Raw genomic sequence first — 24,766 nt, 5'->3', positions numbered from 1 at the left:
GGATCATCCCACGCTCCCTTCGAGCGTGATCTGAAGCAGTTTCTGTGCCTCCACCGCAAACTCCATCGGAAGTTTGTTCATAACCTCCTTCGCATAACCGTTGACAATCAGAGCCACTGCCTCCTCCGTCGGGATGCCGCGCTGGCGGCAATAGAAGAGCTGAGCCTCATTGATTTTTGAAGTGGTTGCCTCATGCTCCACTGTAGACGTAGAGTTCTGCACGTCGATATACGGGAAAGTATGTGCTCCACACTGGTTCCCCATCAGAAGCGAGTCACACTGGGTATAGTTACGGCAATTTGCGGCATCCTTCGCCACCTTCACCAGTCCACGGTAAGAATTCTGGCTTTTTCCGGCAGAGATACCCTTGCTCACGATAGTACTGCGAGAGTTACGCCCCACGTGAATCATCTTGGTGCCCGTATCCGCCTGCTGGTAATTGTTGGTGACTGCCACGGAGTAGAACTCACCGACACTCTCATCACCCTTTAGCACGCAGGAGGGATATTTCCAAGTGATTGCAGAACCGGTTTCCACCTGAGTCCATGAAATCTTCGAACGGTGTCCGCGGCATAGCCCGCGCTTGGTCACAAAGTTGTAGATGCCACCCTTGCCATCCTTATCGCCGGCATACCAGTTCTGAACCGTACTATACTTCACCTCACTCCTCTCCTCGCAGATTATCTCCACGATAGCAGCATGCAGCTGGTTCTCATCACGCATAGGCGCGGTGCAACCCTCCAGATAGCTGACGTAGGCATCATCATCCGCCACAATCAGAGTGCGTTCAAACTGACCGGTGCCGGAAGCATTGATTCGGAAATACGTGCTAAGCTCCATCGGGCATCTCACACCCTTAGGAATATAGACAAACGAACCATCGGAGAAAACCGCCGAGTTCAGCGCAGCGAAGAAGTTGTCGCGATAGCTCACCACTGAGCCGAGATACTTCTTCACCAAGTCAGGATAATCCTTCACAGCCTCCGAGAATGAGCAGAAGATGACTCCCAACTCCGCAAGTTTCTCGCGGTGGGTAGTCTTAACGCTGACAGAATCCATCACAGCATCCACAGCCACTCCGGCAAGCTGCTTCTGTTCCTCCAGAGATATGCCGAGCTTATTAAACGTATCGATAAGCTCCGGATCGACCTCATCCAGACTCTTCTTCAACTCCTTCTTCTTAGGTGCGGCATAATAAGAGATTGCCTGGAAATCAATCGGCGGGATGTTAAGATGCGCCCAATCCGGCATAGGGAGCGTGAGCCAATGGCGGAACGCCTTCAGACGGAAATCAAGAAGCCAATCCGGCTCCCCCTTCACCTTGGATATGAATCTTATTACATCCTCATCAAGACCCGGAGGCACAATCTCCGTGTCTATATCGCTGGTAAACCCATACTTATATTCAGAATTAGCAGCTTTCTGCAACACGTCATCCTGCTGCAAGCTCCCATCTTCTCTAACTTCTTCCATATCTTTTCTTGTATTCAATAATTAACCCGGAACCTACTCCTAATTAATTAGAAACAAATCAACCTTCCCCTCTGTTGGGGCAAAAACTTATTTTCCCACAAAAATAATCAAAATCTTCCATTTGACAAAATAAAGCCCCAACCGCCCGGCACTTCCGCTCCTTTCGCCCCTGCTCCTCAGCTGCCTTCGCCTTATCCTTTCGCCCATGGGCGAAAGCACACAACTCCAGCCGCTCCAAATTCCAACCATCAGATTGCTGGAGTTCCGTGCCCGAGCCCATGGGCGAGGGGATCCTCATTCTCGGCGGAATTTTGCCGAGCTGAAATCAGACTCTACGATACGTTCAGCCAGCCTATTCATTTCCAGACATACAGCCCGCATCGGATGCCGGCGTTCAAAAGAACGCTCATCCCGCAACGATACCAACAGATAATTCCCTGTGGCGCAATAATCAAACTCCTCCCGATAAGGATGCTTACGAGCCGGCAGACCAAACTCAATGATACGTATCATCCGCCACCCGTTCTTCAGTCCCTCCTTATAAATCTCATCCTCTATCGGATGTATAAACGGCGACACCAGCACTCCCCCATTCCTTGCAATCTCCCTCGCATACTGCAACCTCCTGTTATTCTCTGCCTCACTCACCTTACTTGTGTATCTCACCACTATTTTCTCAGGATAATGCAACAGAAAAAGATTACCGTAGGCATGCAACGAGCCTAAACCGTCAGAGATAATCAAAGTTCGATGAAACAGATCAGAAAATGTTCGTTTCAACAACGCCCTTCTCGGATTATCCTCAATATATCGTTGCCAGCGGGACCACTGTCCCTGATCATATAAAATCCTATCATTATCCCCATTCCTTATAAAATAGGACAGATCCTTTTCCGCATACTGAGGAAACCGTTCCCTCATTATTCGAGTGCAACTTGCTTTAAGCTGCCCGACATACCAACCGAATTTCCTATCAAGTTTATCTGTGACATAAAATATTATGTGCACATGATCCGGCATCACCACCTTATAATTACATTTAATCAACGGATTACGTTCAAGAAAATTCGTAAGTGCATCCAAAAACACAATCCCAAGAGTAGTAGGTTCTGTATAAATTCTATCCCCTCTAACCCTAATATCCCCCCTTATTACCGACAAAGCCGATAATTCCCGGCTCCTCATAAAAGTCCATAGATACGCACACTTCTTCTTATAGTCATGGTCACGCATTCTGCGAGTCTGACAATGCTTGGTAGGCTGCCGGAAAACAGGACGATGATCAGAGTCATTATCAATAAAAGGTAAGGAGGAGTCATTCATAGCGATGTTTTTCCACAAAATTAATTAAAACTTTCGATATGCCGCTTTTCCGACAAAACTATTTGAAAATTTATTCCTACCCAACCAAATTTATAAGCTCTTCCGGTGCTTTCTCCCCGCTCCTCAGCCGCTTTCTCCCCGCACTTCCGATCCTTTCGCCCATGGGCGAAAGCACAGAACTCCAGACATCAGGAGCACGAGCAGACATCAGGAGCACGGGCGGTCATCAGGAGCACAGGCGGGCGGCCCTACCCGTAGCCACGCCCGATTGCTGGAGTTCCGTGCCCGAGCCCATGGGCGAGGGGATCGTCATCCCCGGCGACGAGCGGATCCTCATTCCCGGTGGCGAAGATGGGATCGGAAGCACAAAAAGAGAGGGGATTACGAATTTCGCAATCCCCTCTCTTTATTTCAAAATCAGTGATTATTTATCAGTGATTATTTCTTCTCCAATGTGCAGCTGTAGGGGAGCTGGCTCAGGTTAAGGGTTACTTCGTAAGTGCCTTCACCCGGAGATGCAATATTTGCTCCACCCGGAGTCAAGTTCTGCATGTCGCCACCAAGATTGACGTCCCAATCGTCGTTGCAACGGAATTTGAACTCGCCACCCTTGAATTCAATTGTACCTTTCCAAATGAGGTTGTCATCTGAAGTGAGAGCTGTAGAAGCATCCCAACCTGCCGGAGTAGCATCGCCAATCACGCCGATAGTAGCTATCTGAGTGAGAGAATATGTGAGAGATGCTGTATTTACCCTGCAATAGTAGAGACCGGCTTCTGAAACCGTAAGGTTGCCTGCTCCACCATCAGTAGTCAACTCACCTTCAACACCGGCTGAACCATAGTTTGTTCCAGACCAATTAGGAGCAGAAGAGAATTTGAATGCTCCCGTCAGATAGGCATAACCCTCATAGCTGGAGTAGTTATTTGTAAAGAGCTGCTGAGATGCCTCCTGATTCCATCCGTTAGAATCGCCCGGAGTATAGAGATTTTCTACCGCAGAAGTGAACTCGTATGTATCCTTCTCCATATTGAGAGTCAACAAATACGGACCAGACACTTTCAATGATCCTGGATAGCAGTCAGCATCAGCTGTACGTACCACAAGTGTTCCTGACAGGGAATCATCACCCTCTACAGCAACGCCATACGCAGCATTCGCAGCATTAACCATGCTGCCGGTGGCATAAGTAGATTCAGGGATTATCTTCCAGTCCCAACCTGCAGCTGCCTGGTCATTGGTAATTTCCACCTTAATTGTGAACACAGGATCATCATACTGGCTCTTATCTGAACGATTCAGTTTTACAGCAGTCTTCACATCCCAATCATTGATAGTGCCTATCAGATAATAATTTTCCTCAATCACCTTTGATGCCGGGAATGGAGCCACTGTAAATGTATAGGGTCCATAGAAATTATCCGGATTGCCTACATAAGCAACCTGATTTCCAGTCTTTGTCTTCAGCACATAGCGGAGCTGAATCTCACCTTTCTTCGGATCTTTGGAGATATTCGCATAATAGACGCCCTGAAGATCATCTGGATTCACCTCAAGTGAGAAGACGCTGTCGTTGGCTGCCACTACCGACACAGGCACTGATGCACTGCGGGCAAAACCATTTGCAGAGATTTCTGCATCAGCGACAAACTCATATCCTTCGGGAAGATCGCTGCAATTGATAGTAGAGAGAACGATATTCTTACCCTCGTCATTAAGAGCCTTGAGATCGTAGGCTGCATCAGCCGACACATCCTGAGTCACGACAACATCGCTGACTGCAAGGACAGGCTCCTGTGGATTTGTCTGCGGACGGGGATTCGGCTCCTCATAATTGTCGCACGCCGCAAACGAAAGAGCGAACAATGAAGCCAGACCGTATATTGAGTATTTTTTCATTTTGGTTCTTTTGATTTAATCCGGAAGCGGATGCTCTCCGCTTCCGGAATGTTCTGTTTCTTATTCTATTTCGTAAGCGACAGTGTTATTGTTGGTATCAACTGTCAGCGACAATGTGCAATCTGATTCAATATTGAATTTCCAGTTACCCTTACCGAAAACATACGGACCGCTGAATGAGCCGTTGGTGAATGAGCACTCTACATCCGCATCATCAACCTGGCTGCCGATCTGAGTCTGATTGTTCCAACCGTCATCATTGAGTTCCAATGCAAAGCGGAAGTTTACATCACCAGCTGCTACATTAAACTTGCCGGTATAGATACCGTCGCCTGTTGTGTCGGCAAGGCGGTAATCCTTGTAGCTGTCGGCATTGGCTGTAGAGGGTTCTATCCAACCGCTGATTTTTCCAACAAGATAGATATACTTGGTGACAGTCACAGATGCCTCGCCGGCTGTGCATGTCAGCGTGATATTCTTCATGTCGCTCATATCTACGGTCACAGTCATCTTGCCACCGGGGAAGTTCGGGAAACTGAACGAACCTTTTCCCTTGACTACAGTACCGGTGAAGGTGCCGTCAGCAAATTCAGGGAAGTCCACCGGATTATCATCTACCTGACTACCGTAGGAATCGGCATCCCAACCGGTGAGTGCGGTATAGAAGCGGAATTGAGGCGCAGCAGGCATATCAAACACGCCTGAATATACGTGCGAACCGATTGCATCAGCCGGCTCAAACAGACGCCATGGAGCATAATGTGCGGCATTCGCTTCTGTCGGACCAGCCCAACCCTCAGGCGAACCAACGAGATAGATAAATCCGGGCACCGGAACTGCGAAGTAGCCTTTCAGATTATTATAGCTGACTACGTTCGAAACGATACGTGAGCTCTCTACTCCGTCAAGCTGGCATATAGCGCGGAAATATATCTTCATCGGCTCCATTCCGTTGGGGAACTTTGCTGCGAAAGAATCCGCATCCTTCACGCCTGAAAGTTCGCAGATACCTGTAGCAATCTGCTCTTGCTTCAGAGTCATACGCGCCTGATGTTTATCTGTCACATCAAGCTGGTACAATTCAGAGAAATCCTCTGTCAGCGACATCTCGGCTGAATAGTCAGCTACGGCTGAATATCCGTAATCCGGCTGTGAGGCAACAAGCTCTATTGTGTTGCCTTCCTGCAGCTCGATATACTGCTCCTGCATTGCCGGAACATTGAGCACAAAAGTAGTTGGCGTCTGGAGAACCGGATCGGTATCCTGCGAACAAGATGCTGCACCCAGAAGCGCGCCGGCCATCGCCATATATAATGATAGTTTTTTCATCTTTATGTCGAATGCTGAGATTAGTAATTAGGATTCTGTGTATAGCCGTTGCGGGCGCAAGTTGTGCTCGGCAAGGGATATACATTGAAGTTTGAAGAGAAGTCCGCACCGTTTGCCACCTGATTCTTCCATGACCAGTTGTAGCCGGAGATCCACTTGCCATAACGGATAAGGTCGCTACGACGGGTAGACTCGGTGTAAAGCTCACGGCAACGCTCATCCTGAAGTTCTATGAGGTTCAGGTTGGTGTAGGGAACCATACCGGCACGTTCGCGGATATAGTTGACGTATTCCACTGCCTTTGCAGAAGAACCTGCGCCATTCAGTATTGCCTCAGCAGCAGAGAGGTAGATCTCTGCCAGACGGATCATTGCGTAGTCACCGCCGAGCTGGTCGGTCGCAGCAGGTGAATTTGCTGCGTCAACGCCGTTGTCATCCATAGCCCAGTTGGTGTACTTCACGGCAAGGTAGCCGTTGCTACCCCATTCAGCCTGACGGAGTGATACGTTCTGCATTCCGAAGCCATCCTTTGAGGTCTTCCACCATTCTGTGCGCTTATCCGGTGAGATAGCATAGTCAGCATCCCAATCGAATTTCTCAACAAACTCAGGACGGGCTACCATACATTTCCAACCATTGCCGGAATTATAGTCAGCCATTGAGCAAGTGAAATCTGCATCGCCGGGAGCGTCACCGATCCAGCCGTTACACATAAATGTGGAGTTGGCAAAACTCATCAGACCTACACCGGAAGGATTCTGTGAAGTCTGCTCCTGCGGAATAGTCCAGATAATCTCGTTGACAGGGTTAGAACCACCGATTGCAAACTCCTTGTTGTTTGCACCGAAATTCTGGAAATAGTTGTTGCAGAGACCGGAATTCTTGAAACCTCCTTTGCCAAGACGACCGATGACTGCCTCTGCATGGGCAAGACACTTATCCCAAGCGGCAGTGCCTGTATAGACCTCAGCATTGAGATAGAATTTCACGAGAAGGGATTCTGCCACATCAAGACCGACATAGCCGTAAGCCGGACGATTGTTGGGGTCATTATCCTTATACCATGCCACGATATCCTCAAGGTCGGCTACGACACGCTCATACACCTGCTTACGACCCTCCTTGAAATCAGTGGAAAGCTGGGGAGCCACCTGACCCATGCGGACGTTCTCATCTGCGTAAGGCACATTGCCAAAGTTGTCGATAGCATACCAGTAAGCACCAGCACGAAGTATGCGTGCCTGACGGATATATTCATCTGCCTTTGCCTGAAGTTCCGGTGTAGTCAGATTGTAGTAGCCGTCGCTGACTGTCTGCATGAACTGGTTGCACATCGCGATATTGATATACAGACGCGAGTACGTACCCATGATAACTGTATTTGATGCAGGGATTATGCCATACTGGAACAGTCCGTAGTCTGCATCCGCCGGAATCCATGATGCCTCATCAGTAGGCACCTCCTCAAGGATAAAGACTGCACGCTGGAATGTAGACATACCGCCGTCAAAGCCCTGTACTGAGGCATCCCCGTTGGCACCGTATGTGGCATACTGGAGATATACACCTCCAATAGATTTGTCAAGAAAACCGGAGGGATCTGACGCAAACTGATCAGGTGTGAGCTGGCTCGGGTCTGTCGGGGTGAGATCAAGATCGCCCACACAGCTGCCAAGAGTCATCGCTGCTGCAATCACACTTCCGGAAAGGAAAAATTTATTGTATTTCATCGTTGTTCTCTTTTAATTTAGAAGGTTGCGATCAGACCGATTGTGAAGCTGACGGGACGAGGATAAACGTTGTTGTCGATACCGTCGAATACCTCCGGGTCAAGACCTTTGTATTTTGTGATCACGAATGGATTCTGAACTGCTCCATAGAGACGGAGACGCATGTTGTCCTGGAAAAGATTCGACCAAGTATAGCCGAGTGTGATGTTGTCACAACGCAGGAACGAAGCGTTCTCCACCCAATAGTCGCTCAGTTTGAGCTGCTCGTGGTTATCGGAGAAGATAAACTCGTCACGGAGTATGTTGTTCAGACCGTAAGAATCAACACGCGCGAGGTTGGTGCGCTCGTAGCGGGGATTGTTATAGACATAGTTGCCGAGGTTGGCACGAAGTGCGAATGAGAGGTCCCAGTTCTTATAGCTGAAGTTGTTGGTCCAGTTGAACGTAACCTTCGGATCCGGTGAATGATAGTTGATCAAGTCCTTGTCGTCGATCTTGCCGTCGGCATTCTGGTCGACATACTGTCCCTGGATCGGATCGCCGTTATTGTCATACACCTGCTGATAAACTCGGTAAGTGAAGGCTGGCTGACCTACAAGGTGCCACTGGAGTTTACCACCTGTGCCTGAAGGAAGGTCGCGTGCGGAGATCTCATCAGTGTTGGCATCGCCTGTGAGGGCTGTGATCTTGTTGCGGTTCCATGCAACGTTGATATTAGAGGTCCATGTGAAGTTCTCTGTCTGTACGGGACGACCGCCGAGAGTCACCTCAAGACCATAGTTGCGGAGGCTACCGATGTTGGTGAACATAAAGTTTGATGTGTTCATACCGAGTGCCGGAGCATTTGCGAGAAGGTCTTTGGTGTTGCGGAGATACCAGTCGATATTAGCTGTCAAGCGGTTGTTGAAGAAGCCGAAGTCAAAGCCGACGTTCCAAGTGGTGGTTGTCTCCCACTTCAGGTTGGCGTCGTAAGGCTGCGGGTAAAGAGGATTGAGCCATTCTCCATTAGGACCGATATACTGGAAGCCTGGCTTATAAGAGCTTGTATAGATAGGCATATATGCGAAGTAGCTACCTATATCCTGCTGACCTGTCTGACCCCAGCCGAGACGGAGTTTCCACTCGTCGAGCCATGCTGCATCGCGGAGCTTGCCTACATTATTGATCTTCCAGCCCAAAGCAACTGAGGGGAAGAGGCTCCAGCGTGTATCCTTAGAGAAACGAGAGCTACCGTCATCACGAAGAGTGAAGGTCAGAAGATATGTCTCGTCGAAGGTGTAGTTAAGACGACCGAAGAAGCTGACAAGCTGGAGAGGATTACCCCAACGGCTCATTGCCGCGTTGTTGACAACCTAGCCGATTGCATTGTGGGTGTTGGTGTCCATATAGTATGAACCGTCGGCGTAAGTGAAGCCGTTATCACCATTCTTATTAACGAAACCGAGTGAGTTAACGTAATTCTGAGAACGTCCGAGATAGCTGAAACGCTGCCAAGAATAACCTGCCATCACGTCAAGGTTTGACTTGATAGCCTCGAAATCCTTCTTATAGTTCACGTAGAAATCAAGAAGAGTGTTGCGCTGGATCTCATGCCATTTGTAGAGAGTGGCAGCACCGGCTGCATCATTACCGAGAAGACCGTCATTTGTCCAAGCCATTACAGAGTTGGCAGCTGTGATGCTTCTCGCGTCGTTCTTCGACACCTGATAACCGAGGTTAAGGTTGAAGTGAAGTTCCGGGAGGAAATGAAGAGCATAGTCAATCTGGATGTTACCGGATGAAGACCATGTCTTGTTGTGGCTGTTGACATCCTCAAGAAGCTGGACAGGGTTCTGTGCACCATTGCGGTCATATACTCCGGCGGGAGCGTAGTTATAGTAGCCGTTGTAGAGATAAAGACCTGTGTTGCCGCCCATAGCGATGTTGGTTCTCACAGGCTTGGTCGGGTCCATGCTCACTGCGCCACCGATTGCGCCCTGATCTGCATTACGCTGATCTGCGTATGTGCCGTTGACGTTGATGTTGATCGAAAGAAGATCATTGAAGAATTTAGGACTGAGGCTGAAACCTGCAGTGACACGCTGCATGTTTGAAGTCTTCAGGATACCTTCTGAATTGGTGTAGCCTGCATTGACACGATAAGGGAGGAAACCTGCCTTACCCGCGATAGAGGCTGTATAGTCTTGAGAGATTGTAGTGCGGAGCACCTCTTTCTGCCAGTCAGTGTTGTACATCTCACCGTTGTAGCCGAGCTGTGCCACTGAAGATTCACCGAGATTGTTCTTAACGAAATCAGAGAACTCCAAACCGTTCATGAGGTTGAGAGTCTTACGGGCTGTGTTTACTGTCATGTTGGCAGTGACGTTCACAACCGGTTTGCCTGCCTTACCCTTCTTGGTAGTCACGATGATGACGCCGTTAGATGCGCGGCTACCGTAGATTGCTGTAGCGGAAGCATCCTTAAGCACTGTCATGCTCTCGATATCGTTAGGGTTGATCATGGTGAGTGCGTTCATGCCGCCACCCTGACTTTGGTTAGTCATAGGCACACCGTCAATCACGATGAGAGGGTCATTGGAAGCGTTCAGTGAAGAGCCGCCACGGATACGGATTGTACCGCCACCTGTCGGGTCGCCACCATTCGTAGTCACAACGACACCCGGAGATGCTCCGACGAGAAGATCCTGTGCGGAAGTTGAGATACCTGCGTCTATCTCATCCGGCTTGATGACCGACACTGAGCCGGTTGCGTCAGATTTCTTAACGGAGCCGTAGCCGATGACCACTGTCTCAGCAAGCATCGTTGCGTTCTCCTTCATTGTTATTTTAAGGTCGGTTTTGCCGTCTACCGGCACTTCCATCGGATCATAACCGATGTAGCTTACAACAAGAATGGCCTTGGGATCGACATTGATAGTGAAATTGCCATCAATGTCTGTCGCAGTACCATTGGATGTGCCCTTCTCCATTACGGTGGCACCAATCAGGGGCTCGCCCGTCTCATCGTCCACGTAACCGCGAACGGTGATCTTCTGCGCGAAACCCGGAAGCGCAAGCCCAAGCAACATTACCAAGGCCATCCACAGCTTCCTGTTCAGATGAAAACTGATGTTCTTCATGCAAGAATAATTTAGTTGTTATTAATTGTATGTTTTTATTTATTCCTTATAGTTGCCATCACCGATGCTAAGGTTAACTTTTATACTTGACCCGAGACAGTGCGCAAGTCATTGACTAACCTCTGACTCAGGGGACAATCCTTCACGATAATCACTATAATCCAATTTATCGTCTTAATGTATGTATAAGATAGTTAAGCTGTTCAATCGGCTATTGCCATTTATTTTTCATGGATTTTTGACGAGTAGCGCATATTCGGCTTATATCTCGCTGACGCCTTTCGTTAAAATCTCTGCAAATGTAGGAATTTTTAATCTTTTTAACCCCAATTAAATTTCCATTAACTTTGTTAATTAACAACTTTAACAATCTCAACCATCGGATTTGCATGAATTGAAGCTGGGCTGGGACTACTGAGACTACTAAGACTGGCTAAGACGAATAAGACTACTTGGACTACTAAGACTGCTTGGACTACTAAGACTACTGAGACTACTGAGACTACTGAGACTACTAAGACATCTTGTAGTTACAAGTAGTCTCAGCAGTCTCAGTAGTCTTAGTAGTCCAAGCCTGTCCAAGCCTGTCCAAGCCTGTCCAAGCTGTCCAAGCCTGTTATTTCGGTGTGCAAGTCGCTGTGTAAGGCACTTTGCTGATGTCGAATGTGACGGTATATGTACCTACGCCGGGATCAGGAAGATTGCTTCCGTTGTATGTCATGTTTTCAAGACTTGTGCCGAAGCTGATAGCCCAGTCATTATTGGCACGTATCTTCCATTCGCCCGTGCCGTCAAACGTCACGTCTGCCGTCCATATCGTGTAGTCGTCGTTGTGCGACATCTCCGCATCGCCGTTCCAACCATTGAAGTTGCCTATGACTCCAAGTGAGGATATGCCTGTCATATTATATGTGAGTGCCGGTGTGTTGACCTCCACCCAGTAAAGACCGCTCTCCCCTACCGAGAGATTGTCAGCACTTCCATCGATGCTCAACGTGCCTGCCTCTGTGCCGGCTCCATAATTGGTGCCGTCCCAACCGGGTGCGGAAGTAAACTTGAATGAACCGGTAAGGTAAGCAAGTCCGGAGTAGTTCTTGCCATCGGTAGACGGCAACTGCATACTCTGTGCCCCGTTCCAGCCGTTGCTGTCGCCCGGTGTGTAAAGCACGAAGACAGGATCCGGTGTCAACTCAAAGGTGGACTGAGCATAATATACGTCGGAGCCACCAAGACGTATGACGCTGCCCTTATCATTCTTGGCATAAAGTTCCGCACGTCCGTGGAAATCTGCCGGGGTAGTGTTAAGTCCCAACAGTGCCTCGTAGGCACTCTCCAACTGACCGGTGGTGACATTTCCCGTCGTGCCATCCTCTGAAAACGCCACCTCTATAGGATAGGACGGCGAAAACTCCTCATTGGCTGCCACAATATATGTGGCGGTCAGGTGATACCCTTCCGGAAGATTGCCGACGTCGGTGACTCCGATGACCGCCACATCTTTCGTGGAGGAGGCATTGAGTGCCGGAAGATCTACTGACGTGCCTATCGGCGAGCTCACCTGAAGCTTCGAAATATCATATCCGGGTATCTCCGGATTGACCTGCGGCTTTCCCGTCATATCCTCCACCTCATCACAAGAGGTGAAGGCTATGCCGGCAGCAAGCAGTGCATATATTGCTATCTTGTTCATGGATATTCTTTTTTACGGTTAATTTATTCTGTTGTCCTGCGGTCGCCGCTCATTACCTGGATGCTATTGTCATTCAGATTGACCATGATCGTCATCGTGCCGCCCGGATAATCGGGGAAGCTGAGTGAGCCTTTACCTGCCACGAGCTTACCCTGCCACTGTCCGTCGGTAAGAGTATAATCGATCGGGTTATCTTCTGCCTGCGAACCGAATGAGTTTACATCCCAGCCTTCCAATGCCGTATAGAATCTGAAGACAGGTGCCGCCGGCATATCAAACACTCCGGTATAGACGTTAGAGCCTATCGCTGTCTGGCTCTCGAAAAGCCTCCAGTCGGCAAGCGCACCTGCACTCGTTGCGTCCGGGGTAGGCCAGCCGTTGCACGTGCCGAGTATATAGATGAATCCCGGCTCCGGAACAGCGAAATACGGCTGCACCTTGTCGAGTGTCACCCAATCGCTGACAACAAGGCTGCTCTCCACTCCCGGAAGCTGTGCCGTTGCCCTGACGTAAAGCGTCTGTGCCTCATGTGCCTCCGGCTTCGCCTCCCAATCCTCGGAGTTCTCTATGCCGTTGAGTACGCACATCGCCGTAGCCACTGCCGATTCCTTCACCTCTATATTCTGCGAGGTAAGTTTCTCCGGAGATATCTGGCGCACCTTATCCTTGTCGAGCGACACTTCCAGACCATAATTGACGGATGCAAGGAATCCATAGTCCGGCTGACGCTCTACGGAGAAGTCCATCATACCTTCCGGATTCAATATGTAGAGCTGGGAGGCAAACGGTGGAGTGTTAAGCACCATCGGTTCCGTGGGAGTCTGATACGTGGGGGAATCATCATCATTGCAGGCGGCAAAACCCACCATCAGAGCCGCAGCCGCAACATATCGTATTATTTTGGTAATCATTGCTTTCTGATTTTACTCGTTAATAATCAATAACCCGGATTCTGTCCGACGGTTGCAACATACTGGTAAGGTATCACGAAGAGAGCACGGGTCTCCGGTATAGCCACACCTTCGTATACACCGCCCTTCCACGACCAGTTGTAGTCAGATCCGGTGTATTTACCGAAACGTATAAGGTCGCTGCGGCGCCATCCCTCCCAATAAAGCTCACACTGACGCTCATGGAGAAGATTCTCCTTTGTCAGTGCCGCCGTGGGAAGACCCGCACGTTCACGCACTGCATCAAAATAGCTCTTGCCATTGCATTCCACCCCATTGAGCTGGCACTCGGCAAGCATCAGGTAGGTGTCGGCAAGACGGAACAGAGGATAGTCGGCATCACACATCTGGTTGGAGTTCTCAACGCCAGCTGTGTTCTCATAGTCATCCTCGGTGGTATAGGTGTATTTTATGCACATGTATCCGTCGGATTTCTCGTCATAGTTATCAAGATTCTCCACACCGACGTTGTAGGTGCCGGCATAGTAGAGTGCGCGCTTGTCGTTTGGCTCGAATGCCGTTGAGAGCTCCGGACGCATCCTCACGCCGCTCCATGGAGTGGCAACGCAGCCGAGACGCTTTAGCAATTCCGCCGGCGCGGATTCAACGTATGCACCCGCAGTCATGTAGGTGGTGCCGCCGTATGTCTCCATCGAGCCGACCTTCTGGGGTATTGCCCATAGAATCTCACCGTTGCCTACGTAGCGGTCGTTCGACGCACAGAAAAGATACTTATAGGTGGGAGCAAGCTGAGGAATCGACTTCACGATCTCCTTGCATTGCTCGGCACATTCGCTCCACATTGGGGTGCCTGTGTAGACCTCCGCATTCAGATAGAACTTGGCAAGGAGCATACGTGCAGCCTCAAGCGAGAGTCTGCCGTATTCCTGACGGGACGCCGGACGGAGATGCCCCTCGGCAATGGTTGCCTTCAGCTCACTGACAGCTGCGTCAAACAACTGCTGACGGTCGTAGGTCGGAGGTATGGCACCGGTCGGGGAGTCGTTGACAAACGGACCCTTGCCAAACAGATCCACCATATAATAATAGGCAAGGTTACGGAGCACCTTCGCCTCCGCCTTCATAGCCTCCACCTCCTCTTCGCCGAGAAATTCCTTCGCACCATCTGCCTTTGACAGGAATTCCGTGCATTGGCGAGCAGTGTAGAATTCACGCGAGAATGCAGCATACACCCATTCGTTATCTGTGAGCCAAGTGTTGAAGTTCAGGGAATGATAGCCGGGGTCATTCCATTTGTTGGAGACGATAGCCTCATCTGCCGTGATTTCCTGGAGATTCCAGTGGCAACGCGAGAAGGTGCCCGCGCCTCCGTCGGAGGTGCTCAGGTTTCCAACATACAGCAATGAGCCGTAGAGACTGCCGAAGTAGCCGTTCCACTCGTTGGCACTATCAAGTGTAATCTTTGTATTTGGATCGGTAGGAGTAAGGTCAAGGTCACCCACACACGAGCTGAGACCCGAAGCGGCGAGAGCAAGGACACCGATACCGATATATCTGGATATTTTCATAATTCTCTTTCTTTTATTTTAATACTTCGTTATCAGTACTGTGGCTGCCGTCAGAACTGTGCCACGATTCCTATGGTAAACGTTATCGGACGCGGATATACATTACTGTCGATACCGCTACCTACTTCCGGATCAAGACCTTTATATTTGGTTATCACAAACGGATTCTGCACTGCGCCATAAAGTCGCAGACGAAGAAGGTCGTTGAACAGACCTGGCCACGTATAGCCTACCGATATATTGTCGCAACGCAGGAAGCTGGCATTGCGCACGAAATAATCGCTCGAACGTACTGCCGTGTCGCGGGTCATATTCCAGAGATAGACGTTGTCAAGAAGATTGCTGAGAGGTGCGGCGGAGGTGGAGGAGATGAAGGCATTGTTCATCTCATTGGCATTATAAAGCCAGTTGCCGATGCTTGCACGCAACACGATGCCGAAGTCCCAGTTCTTATAGTTGAACGTATTCTGCCAGTTGATGGTGACAGCCGGATCCTTGCTGTGGTAGAGATATTTGTCGGCATCGGTGATCTCACCGTCGCCGTTACGGTCTACATAGACGCCCTCCATCGGTGTGCCGTCGGCATTATATACCTGCTCATACACCCAATAACTGTAGGCGGGGAAACCCTCCTGATGCTTCATGACGTTGACACCGTTGCCGATACCGCCTGTAGATGTGTCGGCTCCGTCGGCAAGACGCGTCACCTTATTCTTGTTCCATGCCACGTTGACACTGCTCGTCCATTGGAAATCATTCGTGACCACAGGGCGTGTCATAAGATTGAATTCTATACCATAGTTCTCAAGGTCGCCGAGATTAAGGTTGCCCATGTTGGAAAGATTGGAGCCTGCCGGGAAGTTGGCGTAGGTCAGAAGGTCTTTCGTCTTACGCAGATACCAGTCGATGCTACCGGTGATACGGTTGTTGAGGAATCCGAAATCAAGACCCACATTGTATGTGGTGGTTGTCTCCCATTTAAGATCGGCGTTATACCATCCCGGAGTGACTATGAACTGGTCATTGCCTCCGACCGGATAACGGGAATTGAGATCATTAGATACGTTGTAGGCAGGGATATAGGGGAAATACACGCCGAGATCCTGCTGACCGGTCTGACCATAGTCAAGACGGAGCTTCAAGTCGCTCATGACGCCGCGCACGCTTTCCATAAACGGCTCTTCTATCGCACGCCATGCAAGCGCGACTGCCGGGAAGACACCCCAACGGTGCTCCTTGGAGAAGCGGGAGGTGGCATCACCTCGAAGGGTGAACGTGACGAGATAACGGTCCTTGAACCCATAGTTGACACGTCCGAAGAACGACACAAGCTGATAAGGAGTGCTCCCATACCATACCGGGCTACGCATATAGCCGTCGAACGATTGACCCGGGGCATTCACCCATGAGAAATTATGCTGCTTGTCGCGGAATTTCTGCCATGAATAACCGGCTGTCACGTCAAGTGATGAGCTGATTGCCTCGAAATCCTTATTGTAATTCAGGAAGAAATCAAGAAGGAGATTGTATCTCTCCTGGTTCTCTTTCCCCTTGGATGCATAGCCGTCATACACAGGACTGTCGCTGCCTGCAACGTAATGACCATCCTTCCAGGCTGCCGGGGAGAAGGGATAATTGTAGTTCCAACATTCACCGTGATTATATTCGTAGCCGAGATTAAGGTTGGCTTTCAGTTCGGGAAGGAACGGGAGAGTATAGTCAAACTGGATATTGCCGACCGATTGATACACCTTTGACGTGGATGAATAGTCATTGATGAGCGACACCGGGTTAAGTGCCATCAGCGTGTTGGGGCGCCCTTCGGGAGTATTCATGTCGGCAAGTGTGCCGTTCTCCATATATGTCAGATAATTATTATAATGGTTGCCGCCGGGCATGTAGACCGGTAATGTCGGGTTGAAGCTGACCGCCCCGCCCAGACCATCGCCATTATAGCGGTTGGAGATATAGGCTCCCTTGATATTGGCATTGATTTTAAGGTTATTGTCGAAGAACGACGGATTAAGGTTTATACCTACCGTGGCACGATCCATCTTCGAGGTGCGGATGACACCGTTATTGTTGGTGTAGCCTACGGCGACACGGTATGGCAGCCAGCCGAGAGTGCCACCTACGCTTAAGTTGTAATCGCTTGACACCGACGTGCGGAGCACCTCTTTCTGCCAATCGGTATTATAGTTCACGCCATTGATGCCGAGAGCCTGTGCCTGCGATGAATCCGCACCATAATAGTTGGTGACGAAATCTGCGAATCGGTCGCCGGTCATCATGTCCATGTAGTTGCGGGGCGTGTTGATATACATGTTGGCAGCGAAGTTTACCTGCGGACGTCCGCTCTTACCCTTCTTTGTAGTTATGATGATGACGCCGTTAGATGCACGGCTACCGTAGATTGCAGTGGCTGACGCACTCTTAAGGATGGTCATCGACTCCACATTCTCCGGAGAGACAAGGCTCAACGGGTTGGACGAGCCTTTCACACTGCCGCGCTCCATCGGGACACCATCTATGACGATAAGCGGCTCATTTGATGCAGCCAGTGATGCTCCGCCTCGGATAAGGATTGACGCATCTCCCTGAGGACTACCGCCGTTGGTGGTCACCACCACGCCCGGAGATGCACCCACGAGAAGATCCTGTGCGGAAGTCGCAAGACCTGCCTCTATCTCGCTCGGCTTGACAACGGATACCGAGCCTGTGGCATCCGTCTTCTTGACGGTGCCATAGCCGATCACGACTGTCTCCGCAAGCATAGTGGCATTCTCCTTCATGGTGATTTTAAGCTCGGTCTTACCGTCGACCGGCACCTCCAACGGGTCATAACCCACATAGCTCACGACGAGAGTCGCTTTCGGCTCAACACTAAGCGTGAAGTTGCCGTCGATGTCTGTCGCCGTACCATTCGTTGTGCCCTTCTCCATTACGGTGGCACCGATCAAGGGTTCGCCTGTCTCATCGTCCACGTAGCCATGTACGGTGATTTTCTGCGCGAAGCCCGGAAATGCAAGGCCAATCAGTAAGCATATAGCCATAAGCCATTTCCTGTCAAGATGAATACATGTGTTCTTCATGCAAGAGTAAAATTAAGGGATTATTAATATGGGTTTCAGTCTTAACGACTGATTCTTGACATACAAAGAATCTTATCGGTATATGCGGTCTACATGATAGCTGCGGAAGACATATAGGACTTCTAAAAATTAACAATATTAACATTCTAAATTAACATTGTTAATTATTAAATTTTGTTATTCAGATTCGTATTAGCAACCAATCTGCGCTCTGATTTGTTCAACCCATTCCCCTTTTTAACAATTCAACCCCGACTTATTCGTGTCGGGGCTGAATATACAAAATGCCTGATATAGAGTTTCAACGCCATGACGACCGCACCTTCCGGCGCACCGCAATCACGTTAAAAATCATAATGACAACAGTGAGTGCCACTGCCGTAAGCACGCCGCTCCACCAGTCGCCGCAATCCGCGCCAAGACCCTCGAGCGGAGCTACATAACTGGCGCGCAAGAGAAATATACCGCCGATTGCAATCATGCAGGAGATCAACGAGGAGACCACTACTATCCTTTCGTATGGCCTACCCACATCACGGAGCGGGAAACCGAGCATCAGCAGCGAATGGAGCTTATCGCGGTTTTTCTCCATGAGCAACGACATGGAGAGCATCAATATGAAGAAGGACAGCAACGTGATGACACTGCCGACTCCCACCACAATTCCTGAAACCACCTTCAGCAGATATGAGGCTGACGAACCGCTCTTGTCGCCCGCCACTTCAAGGTCATGGCTCTCCAGATAATCCTTTATCGCTACATCTCCGGGGCTGCTGACGTCGATTATCAGACGGGAGGGACGGGTGCTCTTACGACTATCGCCAAGCACTCTGTTGCTCCACCGCATGAACGTGTCGGGCACGAGGATGGTATTCAGCCGGTTGGAGAAACCGACCACCCTGCCCGTCATTCGTTGCTGCCGCATACCGTCGTCCGACGTGAGGGTCAGCGTCAACGGTATGCCCGACATTATGTTTTCCGACATCTGGGGCAGACCTGCCGACGTGGCAAATCCGAAATTATATAGCGTCAGGTAATCCTTGGATATGATTATGGGCACCTCCCTGTCTCCCTCCCGGAATTGCCAGCCGCTACCCTTAACATCGACAAACTCATCAGGTATCGACTCAAAGAAGAGCATTGTCGACATCCCTCGTCCACCCTGCTCAACCGATGCCTGCACCTTATAATCTGTCGACAGGAACTCGCCGACCGACCTCACCCAAGGCTGCTTCTCTATATCAGCTATCTCAGCCGGGGTGAAATCGGAATCAGAATCCTGCCACAGGTTTGCCGACGTGACACGCTTGTTGACAACGAGATAATCCGTCTTTATAAAGCTGTCATCAGCCGACCAAAGCGTCCGTGCATCCTCATAAAACTGCACCCCACCTGCCACTATCCATAATCCTATGACGTTGGAAAGCACGAATCCGGCGATACGAGCCACCGACATATTCTTACGTAATAATCGATCAATAAGTCTCATAGTTAAAATTACAATTTCATTAAAATTATAATTTCAGTCTTTCCGGCTCGGCAAGCAGAAGCGGATTCCCCACCGAAGTCGATATTATTCCGGCACCCTGCCGCTGCGCCTCCGCCATGATGATTTCTGCCGCCTTCCTATTATTCTCCTCATCGAGATGGCTCACAGGCTCATCAAGCAGGATAAAGTCGAAGGGCTGGCATATCGCCCGGATTATGCCGACGCGCTGCTGCTGACCGATCGACATACGCCCCACAGGATAATTCCGGCGCGAGTCGATCCCAAGCTCATGAAGCCACTCCTCTATCCTCTCACGACGGACGCCTCCGGTCAGGGTGCTCTTTAGCTCTATGTTCTGGAGTGCCGTCAGCTCCGGAAACAACGACAGCTCCTGTGGAAGATAGGCAATATGCTCCCTGCGGAGAGATTGCCACTCGGATATGCCGAATCCACGCACGTCCTTGCCGTTGAACCTAAGTTCACCCTCATAGTCATCGCGCAAACCATATATATATGCACACATCGAGGATTTACCTCCGCCGCTGGCTGCCTCCACAAGATAACGGTCGCCTCTCCGGAATACCACCTTGCCACGCCATACATCGGAAGCGGGGATGCTTTCCGAGACAAACACCCTCGGAAGCATCCCCTCTAATTCAATCGTATCAAGCCGCGTCATCATTTCGCATCCTGCTCTATCAGAGCCAGCAACATATTCTTCGAATCATCTACGCTCTCAAGTGTGATGTCGCATTTCAATCCCTTGCCGGAGGGAACAAGCCTGAACGCCATGGTCTTGAGCACGGACCCCGCGCCGGCCTCTGCATTCTGCATATTCATCACCACTCCGAAAATCGAACCCTTAAGCATATCCGCAGCCTTCGCCACGTCGAGCGGACCCGATACAGTTCCTTTCGTCACTCTCACCAATTTACCGTCTTTCTTGGTCTCTCCAAAGCCCGAAAGCATCGACATGAAATCGCGCGATGCCTCTCCGTCGGTGGTCACAACGCCACAGAGCGACGATTCCGGATTCTTAAGATCGCCACACGCCACGGCGACAGTGCCGTCTATCGGCTTCAGCGCATCTATAAACGAGCCGAACATATTTCCGCCTAACGATGAGCCGATCTTCTCTATCTTCTTGGTGAAATCCTTGGTGATGGTCATTGCTGCCACAAACTGCGCGTTCGCTCCGACGCTCTTCACCGTGGTGAGGTCTATCTTCGACGACGGGAGGAGATATTTGGCTGGCTCTCCATCAAGATTCATGACCGTAAGCGAGCCGCCGCACTTACCCTTATCAAAATCAAGATTGAACGATATGGCAGACGCATTCTCAAAAAGCATTCCGGCAACAAGATTCATTGTGGAAAAATCCCCTATCGGAAGACCCTGCTTCGCTATCGCCTTTATATCACCCCAACCCACTATGTCGGAGGTCATGGTGGCTATATTGGGTGAGAAACCGTTCTGCATGAAGCTCTGGTTGGCACCGAGTGTGGCATAATTTGCGACTGCCTTGGCATCTATCGTATTGTTTGACGACACGCATATCCACACCTGCGCACCTTTCATCGCTATATTGCCACAGGTGCGGACGCCGTTCTCCGCATCCTCCAGGTTCATTCCGGTCTGGTCAACGATAAACGACTCAAACTTTCCGGTGTCGGCTATACCTGCCGTCAGATAGCTGTTGTAGGCATCTGTGAAATAGATCGCAGCCGTAGGGTCGATGCCGCTCTCTCCGTCGAGAAAGAGTTTCAGTGCGCGGCGCGCTGAATCCTTCACGTCCTTCTGACGGTCGATCCACGCCGATACCTCCTGACCGGGAGTGATGTCGCTCCCGTCGACCTTGCAGCCCGACTTCTCAAGGACAGACTTGACGTTGACTCCTACAACCAATCCGGCTGACGAAGGCACCGTCGATAACAGGTCGCCGGCATCTGCCGACTCCTTATTACATGAATTAAACACCGGCAACATCATCGCCAGCATGCAGACCATCACCACGCGGGAGGTCAGTGTCGCAAAAATTCCTCTTTTCATATATTTTTTATTATATTTTTTCAAATTGTAAAGACATTGTAAAGGGAATCGTCTATTTCTCACACTCCTTATCATAAAAAAGGGTCTTATCACAATTCCCACAATATCTTTTTAACAAATTAAACAACGTCTGACGGATAATAGAATGGCAAATATACGGAAAAATTTTTATCTTTCATCAATTATTTTCTTTGTTGCTTCAATTTTAATATGTAACTTCGCGAAAATTACAGATGCCAGGGTGGTGGTCAACTATCCCAATCATCACAGTATTAATCAATAACTAAAGAATGATGCAGATTTCTCAACGTATCCAAGCTTTGGCTCCATCAGCCACACTCGCCATGTCGCAGAAAAGCGCAGAACTAAAGGCTGCAGGTGTGGACGTTATCAACATGTCGGTCGGTGAGCCGGATTTCGACACTCCCGACTTCATCAAGGAGGCGGCTAAAAAAGCCATTGACGATAATTTTTCCCGCTATACTCCCGTGCCGGGCTATCTCTCGCTAAGGAAGGCTATTGCAGGGAAACTTCTGCGTGAAAATAAAATTGAGTTCGCTCCCGAACAGATCGTGGTCGGAAACGGTGCGAAGCAGGAGCTTTGCAACGTGCTGCTCGCCTGCATCAATCCGGGCGACGAGGTGATTATTCCCGTGCCGGCGTGGGTAAGCTATGTCGAGATGGTGAAACTTGCCGAGGGCGTAACCGTGCAGGTGTATGCCGGAGTGGAAAGTGATTTCAAGATCACTCCCGAACAGCTTGAGAAGGCTATCACTCCCAAGACAAGGATGATTATGCTCAACTCCCCTTCTAACCCTACCGGCAGCATCTACAGCTACGAGGAACTGAAGGGTCTCGCCGAGGTGCTTGCCAAATATCCCGACGTGATCATTCTCGCCGACGAGATATATGAGCACATCAACTTCACCGGTGAGGTGCACAGCATCTCCGAGTTTGAGTCTGTGCGCGACAGGGTCGTGATTGTCAACGGTGTGTCGAAGGCATACGCCATGACAGGCTGGCGTATCGGCTACATGGCTGGTCCGCTCCCGATTGCGAAGGCTGTCACCAAACTTCAGGGACAGTACACCTCCGGCGCGTCATCCATCGCGCAGAAAGCTGCCGAAGCTGCCTACAATGGTTCGCTCGAATGTGTTGAGACCATGCGCAAGGCATTTGAACGCCGCCGCGACCTCATCGTGAAACTTGCGAAAGAGATTCCGGGATGGATTACCAACGTGCCGCAGGGTGCCTTCTACCTCTTCCCTGAAGTGTCATCATTCATCGGCAAGAAATACGGCGACCGTGAGATCAAATGCAGCGGTGACTATGTGATGTACCTTCTCGAAGAGGCACACGTGGCATGTGTCGATGGTGAGGCATTCTGTGCTCCGGGCTACATGCGCCTGAGCTACGCAACATCCGACGACAACATCCGCGAGGCTATGCGCAGAATAAAAGAGGCGTCAGCAAAATTAGTCTAAGAATCAACAACTTGGAATAATTGAAAATTTTATTTCAAAAAAATATTTGCACGGTTAAAAAATTATTTATAACTTTGCAACGCAAATCAGCGGAACGGCATCCGCTCCGCTGATAAGCCGGGCGAATACCAGAGTGGCCAAATGGGGCAGACTGTAAATCTGCTGGCTTATGCCTTCGGTGGTTCGAATCCATCTTCGCCCACTTACGACATCAATTCAATTATTGCACATAACGACTTACAAAGGCGCATCCGTGAGGATTCGCCTTTTTTTACATCATGCACATCATGCCGTAACATCATGCACACAATGCCGCGACATCCTGGATCCATTAGGTTCTCCTAGTAGTCCCAGCCGTCTTAGTAGTCATAGTAGTCCCAGCTATCCCGTGGTAAATCGTATAAATCCGATTTACTGCACCACAAAGAGCGCGGAGAACACAAAGTAATAATAAAAACTCCGTGTCCTCCGCGTTCTTTTCAGTTATTTAAAACACTCTGTGGTGGCTTCGATTAGATCGAGAGACGACGGAGTGTAGACATCAGCTCCCTGTTGATGGGTTTGTCGTTCTTGATCGCTTTCGTGAACGGCACGTAGACAATCTCATCGTTCTTGATACCGATCATCACGTTGCGCTGGTCGTCAAGAAGCGCATCGACTGCAGCCGCTCCCATACGTGAGGCAAGGATACGGTCGTAGGCTGTCGGTGAACCGCCACGCTGCAAGTGACCGAGGATAGACACACGCACGTCATAGTTGGGATATTCTTTCTTCACGCGCTCTGCAAGTCCCATCGCGCCACCCGTGGACGGTGATTCAGCCACAAGCACGATCGATGAGTTCTTCGACTTACGGAATCCGTTTGCAATCAGCTCGTCAAGCTGATCCTCCTGAGTGGCAACCTCCGGAATGATGGCAGCCTCCGCACCCGATGCGATAGCACCGTTAAGGGCAAGGAATCCGGCATCGCGTCCCATCACCTCTATAAAGAAAAGACGCTCGTGAGAAGTGGCAGTGTCGCGGATCTTATCGACACAATCCATGATGGTGTTGAGCGCAGTGTCATAGCCGATGGTGGAATCTGTGCCGTAAAGGTCGTTGTCGATAGTGCCCGGAAGACCTATGATCTGAAACTGGAATTCATTCGCAAATATACGCGCACCGGTCAGCGATCCGTCACCACCGATGACTACAAGCGCACTTATGCCATGACGCTGAAGCACGTCGTAGGCACACTGACGCCCCTCCTTGGTCTGAAACTCCTTGCAACGCGCCGTCTTCAGTATAGTGCCGCCGCGCTGTATGATATTGGATACGTTCTGGGTGGAAAATTCCTCTATCTCATCAGTAATCAAACCCTTGTAGCCTCGCATTATTCCAAACACCTTGAAGCCTGCAAAAATTGCTGCACGCGTCACCGCCCTGATTGCGGCGTTCATGCCCGGCGCATCTCCTCCGGACGTCAGGATTCCTATTGCTCTCTGTTCGTTTGCTTCCATATCTTTTATAAATATAAAATTTCAATATTCGGGATATTTTTCGGCTTCCGGCTACGGGCCGTCAGTTCGTAATCATCCGTAGATCCACATCTTACGTCAGTATATTGCCTC

Annotated in this window: 17 protein-coding genes and 1 tRNA gene; 2 read left to right on the top strand and 16 right to left on the bottom strand. The window is 50.0% G+C overall.

Features of this window, described 5'->3' with window-relative positions; translation table 11 throughout:
- Nucleotides 1–3: 3 nt before the first annotated feature.
- The 15 genes from sufB to E5331_RS12615 all read right to left on the bottom strand — a co-directional run bounded on the left by sufB (nt 4) and on the right by E5331_RS12615 (nt 21,672).
- Nucleotides 4–1,473 (bottom strand): Fe-S cluster assembly protein SufB, encoded by a 1,470-nt coding sequence (gene sufB, locus E5331_RS12685; RefSeq protein ID WP_123483822.1) that lies wholly within the window; start codon nt 1,471–1,473, stop codon nt 4–6.
- Between the two features lie 58 nt (nt 1,474–1,531).
- On the bottom strand, nt 1,532–1,771 hold the full coding sequence (locus E5331_RS12680) for a hypothetical protein (protein ID WP_135985252.1): 240 nt from the start codon (nt 1,769–1,771) through the stop codon (nt 1,532–1,534).
- On the bottom strand, nt 1,768–2,796 hold the full coding sequence (locus E5331_RS12675) for a hypothetical protein (protein ID WP_135985250.1): 1,029 nt from the start codon (nt 2,794–2,796) through the stop codon (nt 1,768–1,770). The genes E5331_RS12680 and E5331_RS12675 overlap by 4 nt, the downstream gene beginning before the upstream one ends.
- 438 nt (nt 2,797–3,234) lie before the next feature.
- Nucleotides 3,235–4,695, bottom strand: coding sequence for a cadherin repeat domain-containing protein (locus E5331_RS12670; RefSeq protein ID WP_135985249.1), 1,461 nt, complete (start codon nt 4,693–4,695; stop codon nt 3,235–3,237).
- Nucleotides 4,696–4,755: 60 nt separating this feature from the next.
- Nucleotides 4,756–6,024: a cadherin repeat domain-containing protein gene (locus E5331_RS12665; RefSeq protein ID WP_123483827.1), complete on the bottom strand. Its 1,269-nt coding sequence runs from the start codon at nt 6,022–6,024 to the stop codon at nt 4,756–4,758.
- A 20-nt stretch (nt 6,025–6,044) separates the two neighbouring features.
- Nucleotides 6,045–7,754: a RagB/SusD family nutrient uptake outer membrane protein gene (locus E5331_RS12660; protein ID WP_135985247.1), complete on the bottom strand. Its 1,710-nt coding sequence runs from the start codon at nt 7,752–7,754 to the stop codon at nt 6,045–6,047.
- Between the two features lie 17 nt (nt 7,755–7,771).
- The gene (locus E5331_RS12655; RefSeq protein ID WP_135985245.1) at nt 7,772–9,088 is read right to left on the bottom strand and encodes a TonB-dependent receptor domain-containing protein; all 1,317 of its coding nucleotides are present in this window, start codon (nt 9,086–9,088) and stop codon (nt 7,772–7,774) included.
- Between the two features lie 18 nt (nt 9,089–9,106).
- Complete coding sequence (locus tag E5331_RS12650) at nt 9,107–10,873, bottom strand: SusC/RagA family TonB-linked outer membrane protein (protein ID WP_135985243.1); 1,767 nt, start codon at nt 10,871–10,873, stop codon at nt 9,107–9,109.
- A 616-nt stretch (nt 10,874–11,489) separates the two neighbouring features.
- Nucleotides 11,490–12,563 (bottom strand): cadherin repeat domain-containing protein, encoded by a 1,074-nt coding sequence (locus E5331_RS12645; RefSeq protein ID WP_135985241.1) that lies wholly within the window; start codon nt 12,561–12,563, stop codon nt 11,490–11,492.
- A 23-nt stretch (nt 12,564–12,586) separates the two neighbouring features.
- Complete coding sequence (locus tag E5331_RS12640; protein ID WP_123483831.1) at nt 12,587–13,474, bottom strand: cadherin repeat domain-containing protein; 888 nt, start codon at nt 13,472–13,474, stop codon at nt 12,587–12,589.
- Nucleotides 13,475–13,500: 26 nt separating this feature from the next.
- Nucleotides 13,501–15,042 carry a RagB/SusD family nutrient uptake outer membrane protein gene (locus tag E5331_RS12635; RefSeq protein WP_135985239.1) on the bottom strand — a complete coding sequence of 514 codons (1,542 nt, stop codon included), beginning with the start codon at nt 15,040–15,042 and terminating at the stop codon, nt 13,501–13,503.
- A 50-nt stretch (nt 15,043–15,092) separates the two neighbouring features.
- Nucleotides 15,093–18,134, bottom strand: coding sequence for a SusC/RagA family TonB-linked outer membrane protein (locus tag E5331_RS12630; RefSeq protein WP_135985237.1), 3,042 nt, complete (start codon nt 18,132–18,134; stop codon nt 15,093–15,095).
- A 301-nt stretch (nt 18,135–18,435) separates the two neighbouring features.
- Nucleotides 18,436–19,623: an FtsX-like permease family protein gene (locus E5331_RS12625; protein ID WP_135985235.1), complete on the bottom strand. Its 1,188-nt coding sequence runs from the start codon at nt 19,621–19,623 to the stop codon at nt 18,436–18,438.
- A gap of 25 nt (nt 19,624–19,648) precedes the next feature.
- Nucleotides 19,649–20,305, bottom strand: a complete 657-nt coding sequence (locus E5331_RS12620) for an ATP-binding cassette domain-containing protein (RefSeq protein ID WP_275441205.1) — start codon at nt 20,303–20,305, stop codon at nt 19,649–19,651.
- Complete coding sequence (locus tag E5331_RS12615) at nt 20,302–21,672, bottom strand: DUF4836 family protein (protein WP_168355230.1); 1,371 nt, start codon at nt 21,670–21,672, stop codon at nt 20,302–20,304. The genes E5331_RS12620 and E5331_RS12615 overlap by 4 nt, the downstream gene beginning before the upstream one ends.
- Before the next feature lie 290 nt (nt 21,673–21,962).
- On the opposite strand from E5331_RS12615, the gene E5331_RS12610 reads away from it, so the two are divergent.
- Together E5331_RS12610 and E5331_RS12605 are read left to right on the top strand one after the other, a co-directional pair.
- Nucleotides 21,963–23,156, top strand: a complete 1,194-nt coding sequence (locus E5331_RS12610) for a pyridoxal phosphate-dependent aminotransferase (RefSeq protein WP_135985232.1) — start codon at nt 21,963–21,965, stop codon at nt 23,154–23,156.
- A gap of 119 nt (nt 23,157–23,275) precedes the next feature.
- Nucleotides 23,276–23,358, top strand: a tRNA-Tyr gene (locus tag E5331_RS12605).
- Nucleotides 23,359–23,668: 310 nt separating this feature from the next.
- Here the strand turns inward: E5331_RS12605 and pfkA are convergent.
- Nucleotides 23,669–24,655, bottom strand: a complete 987-nt coding sequence (pfkA, locus tag E5331_RS12600) for a 6-phosphofructokinase (RefSeq protein ID WP_123483838.1) — start codon at nt 24,653–24,655, stop codon at nt 23,669–23,671.
- Nucleotides 24,656–24,766 lie beyond the last annotated feature (111 nt).

The organism is Lepagella muris, assembly GCF_004793975.1.
GTDB classification, from domain to species: domain Bacteria; phylum Bacteroidota; class Bacteroidia; order Bacteroidales; family Muribaculaceae; genus Lepagella; species Lepagella muris.
Note: the sequence above shows the minus strand (reverse complement) of the source record. Positions and strands in the feature narration are given on the sequence as shown.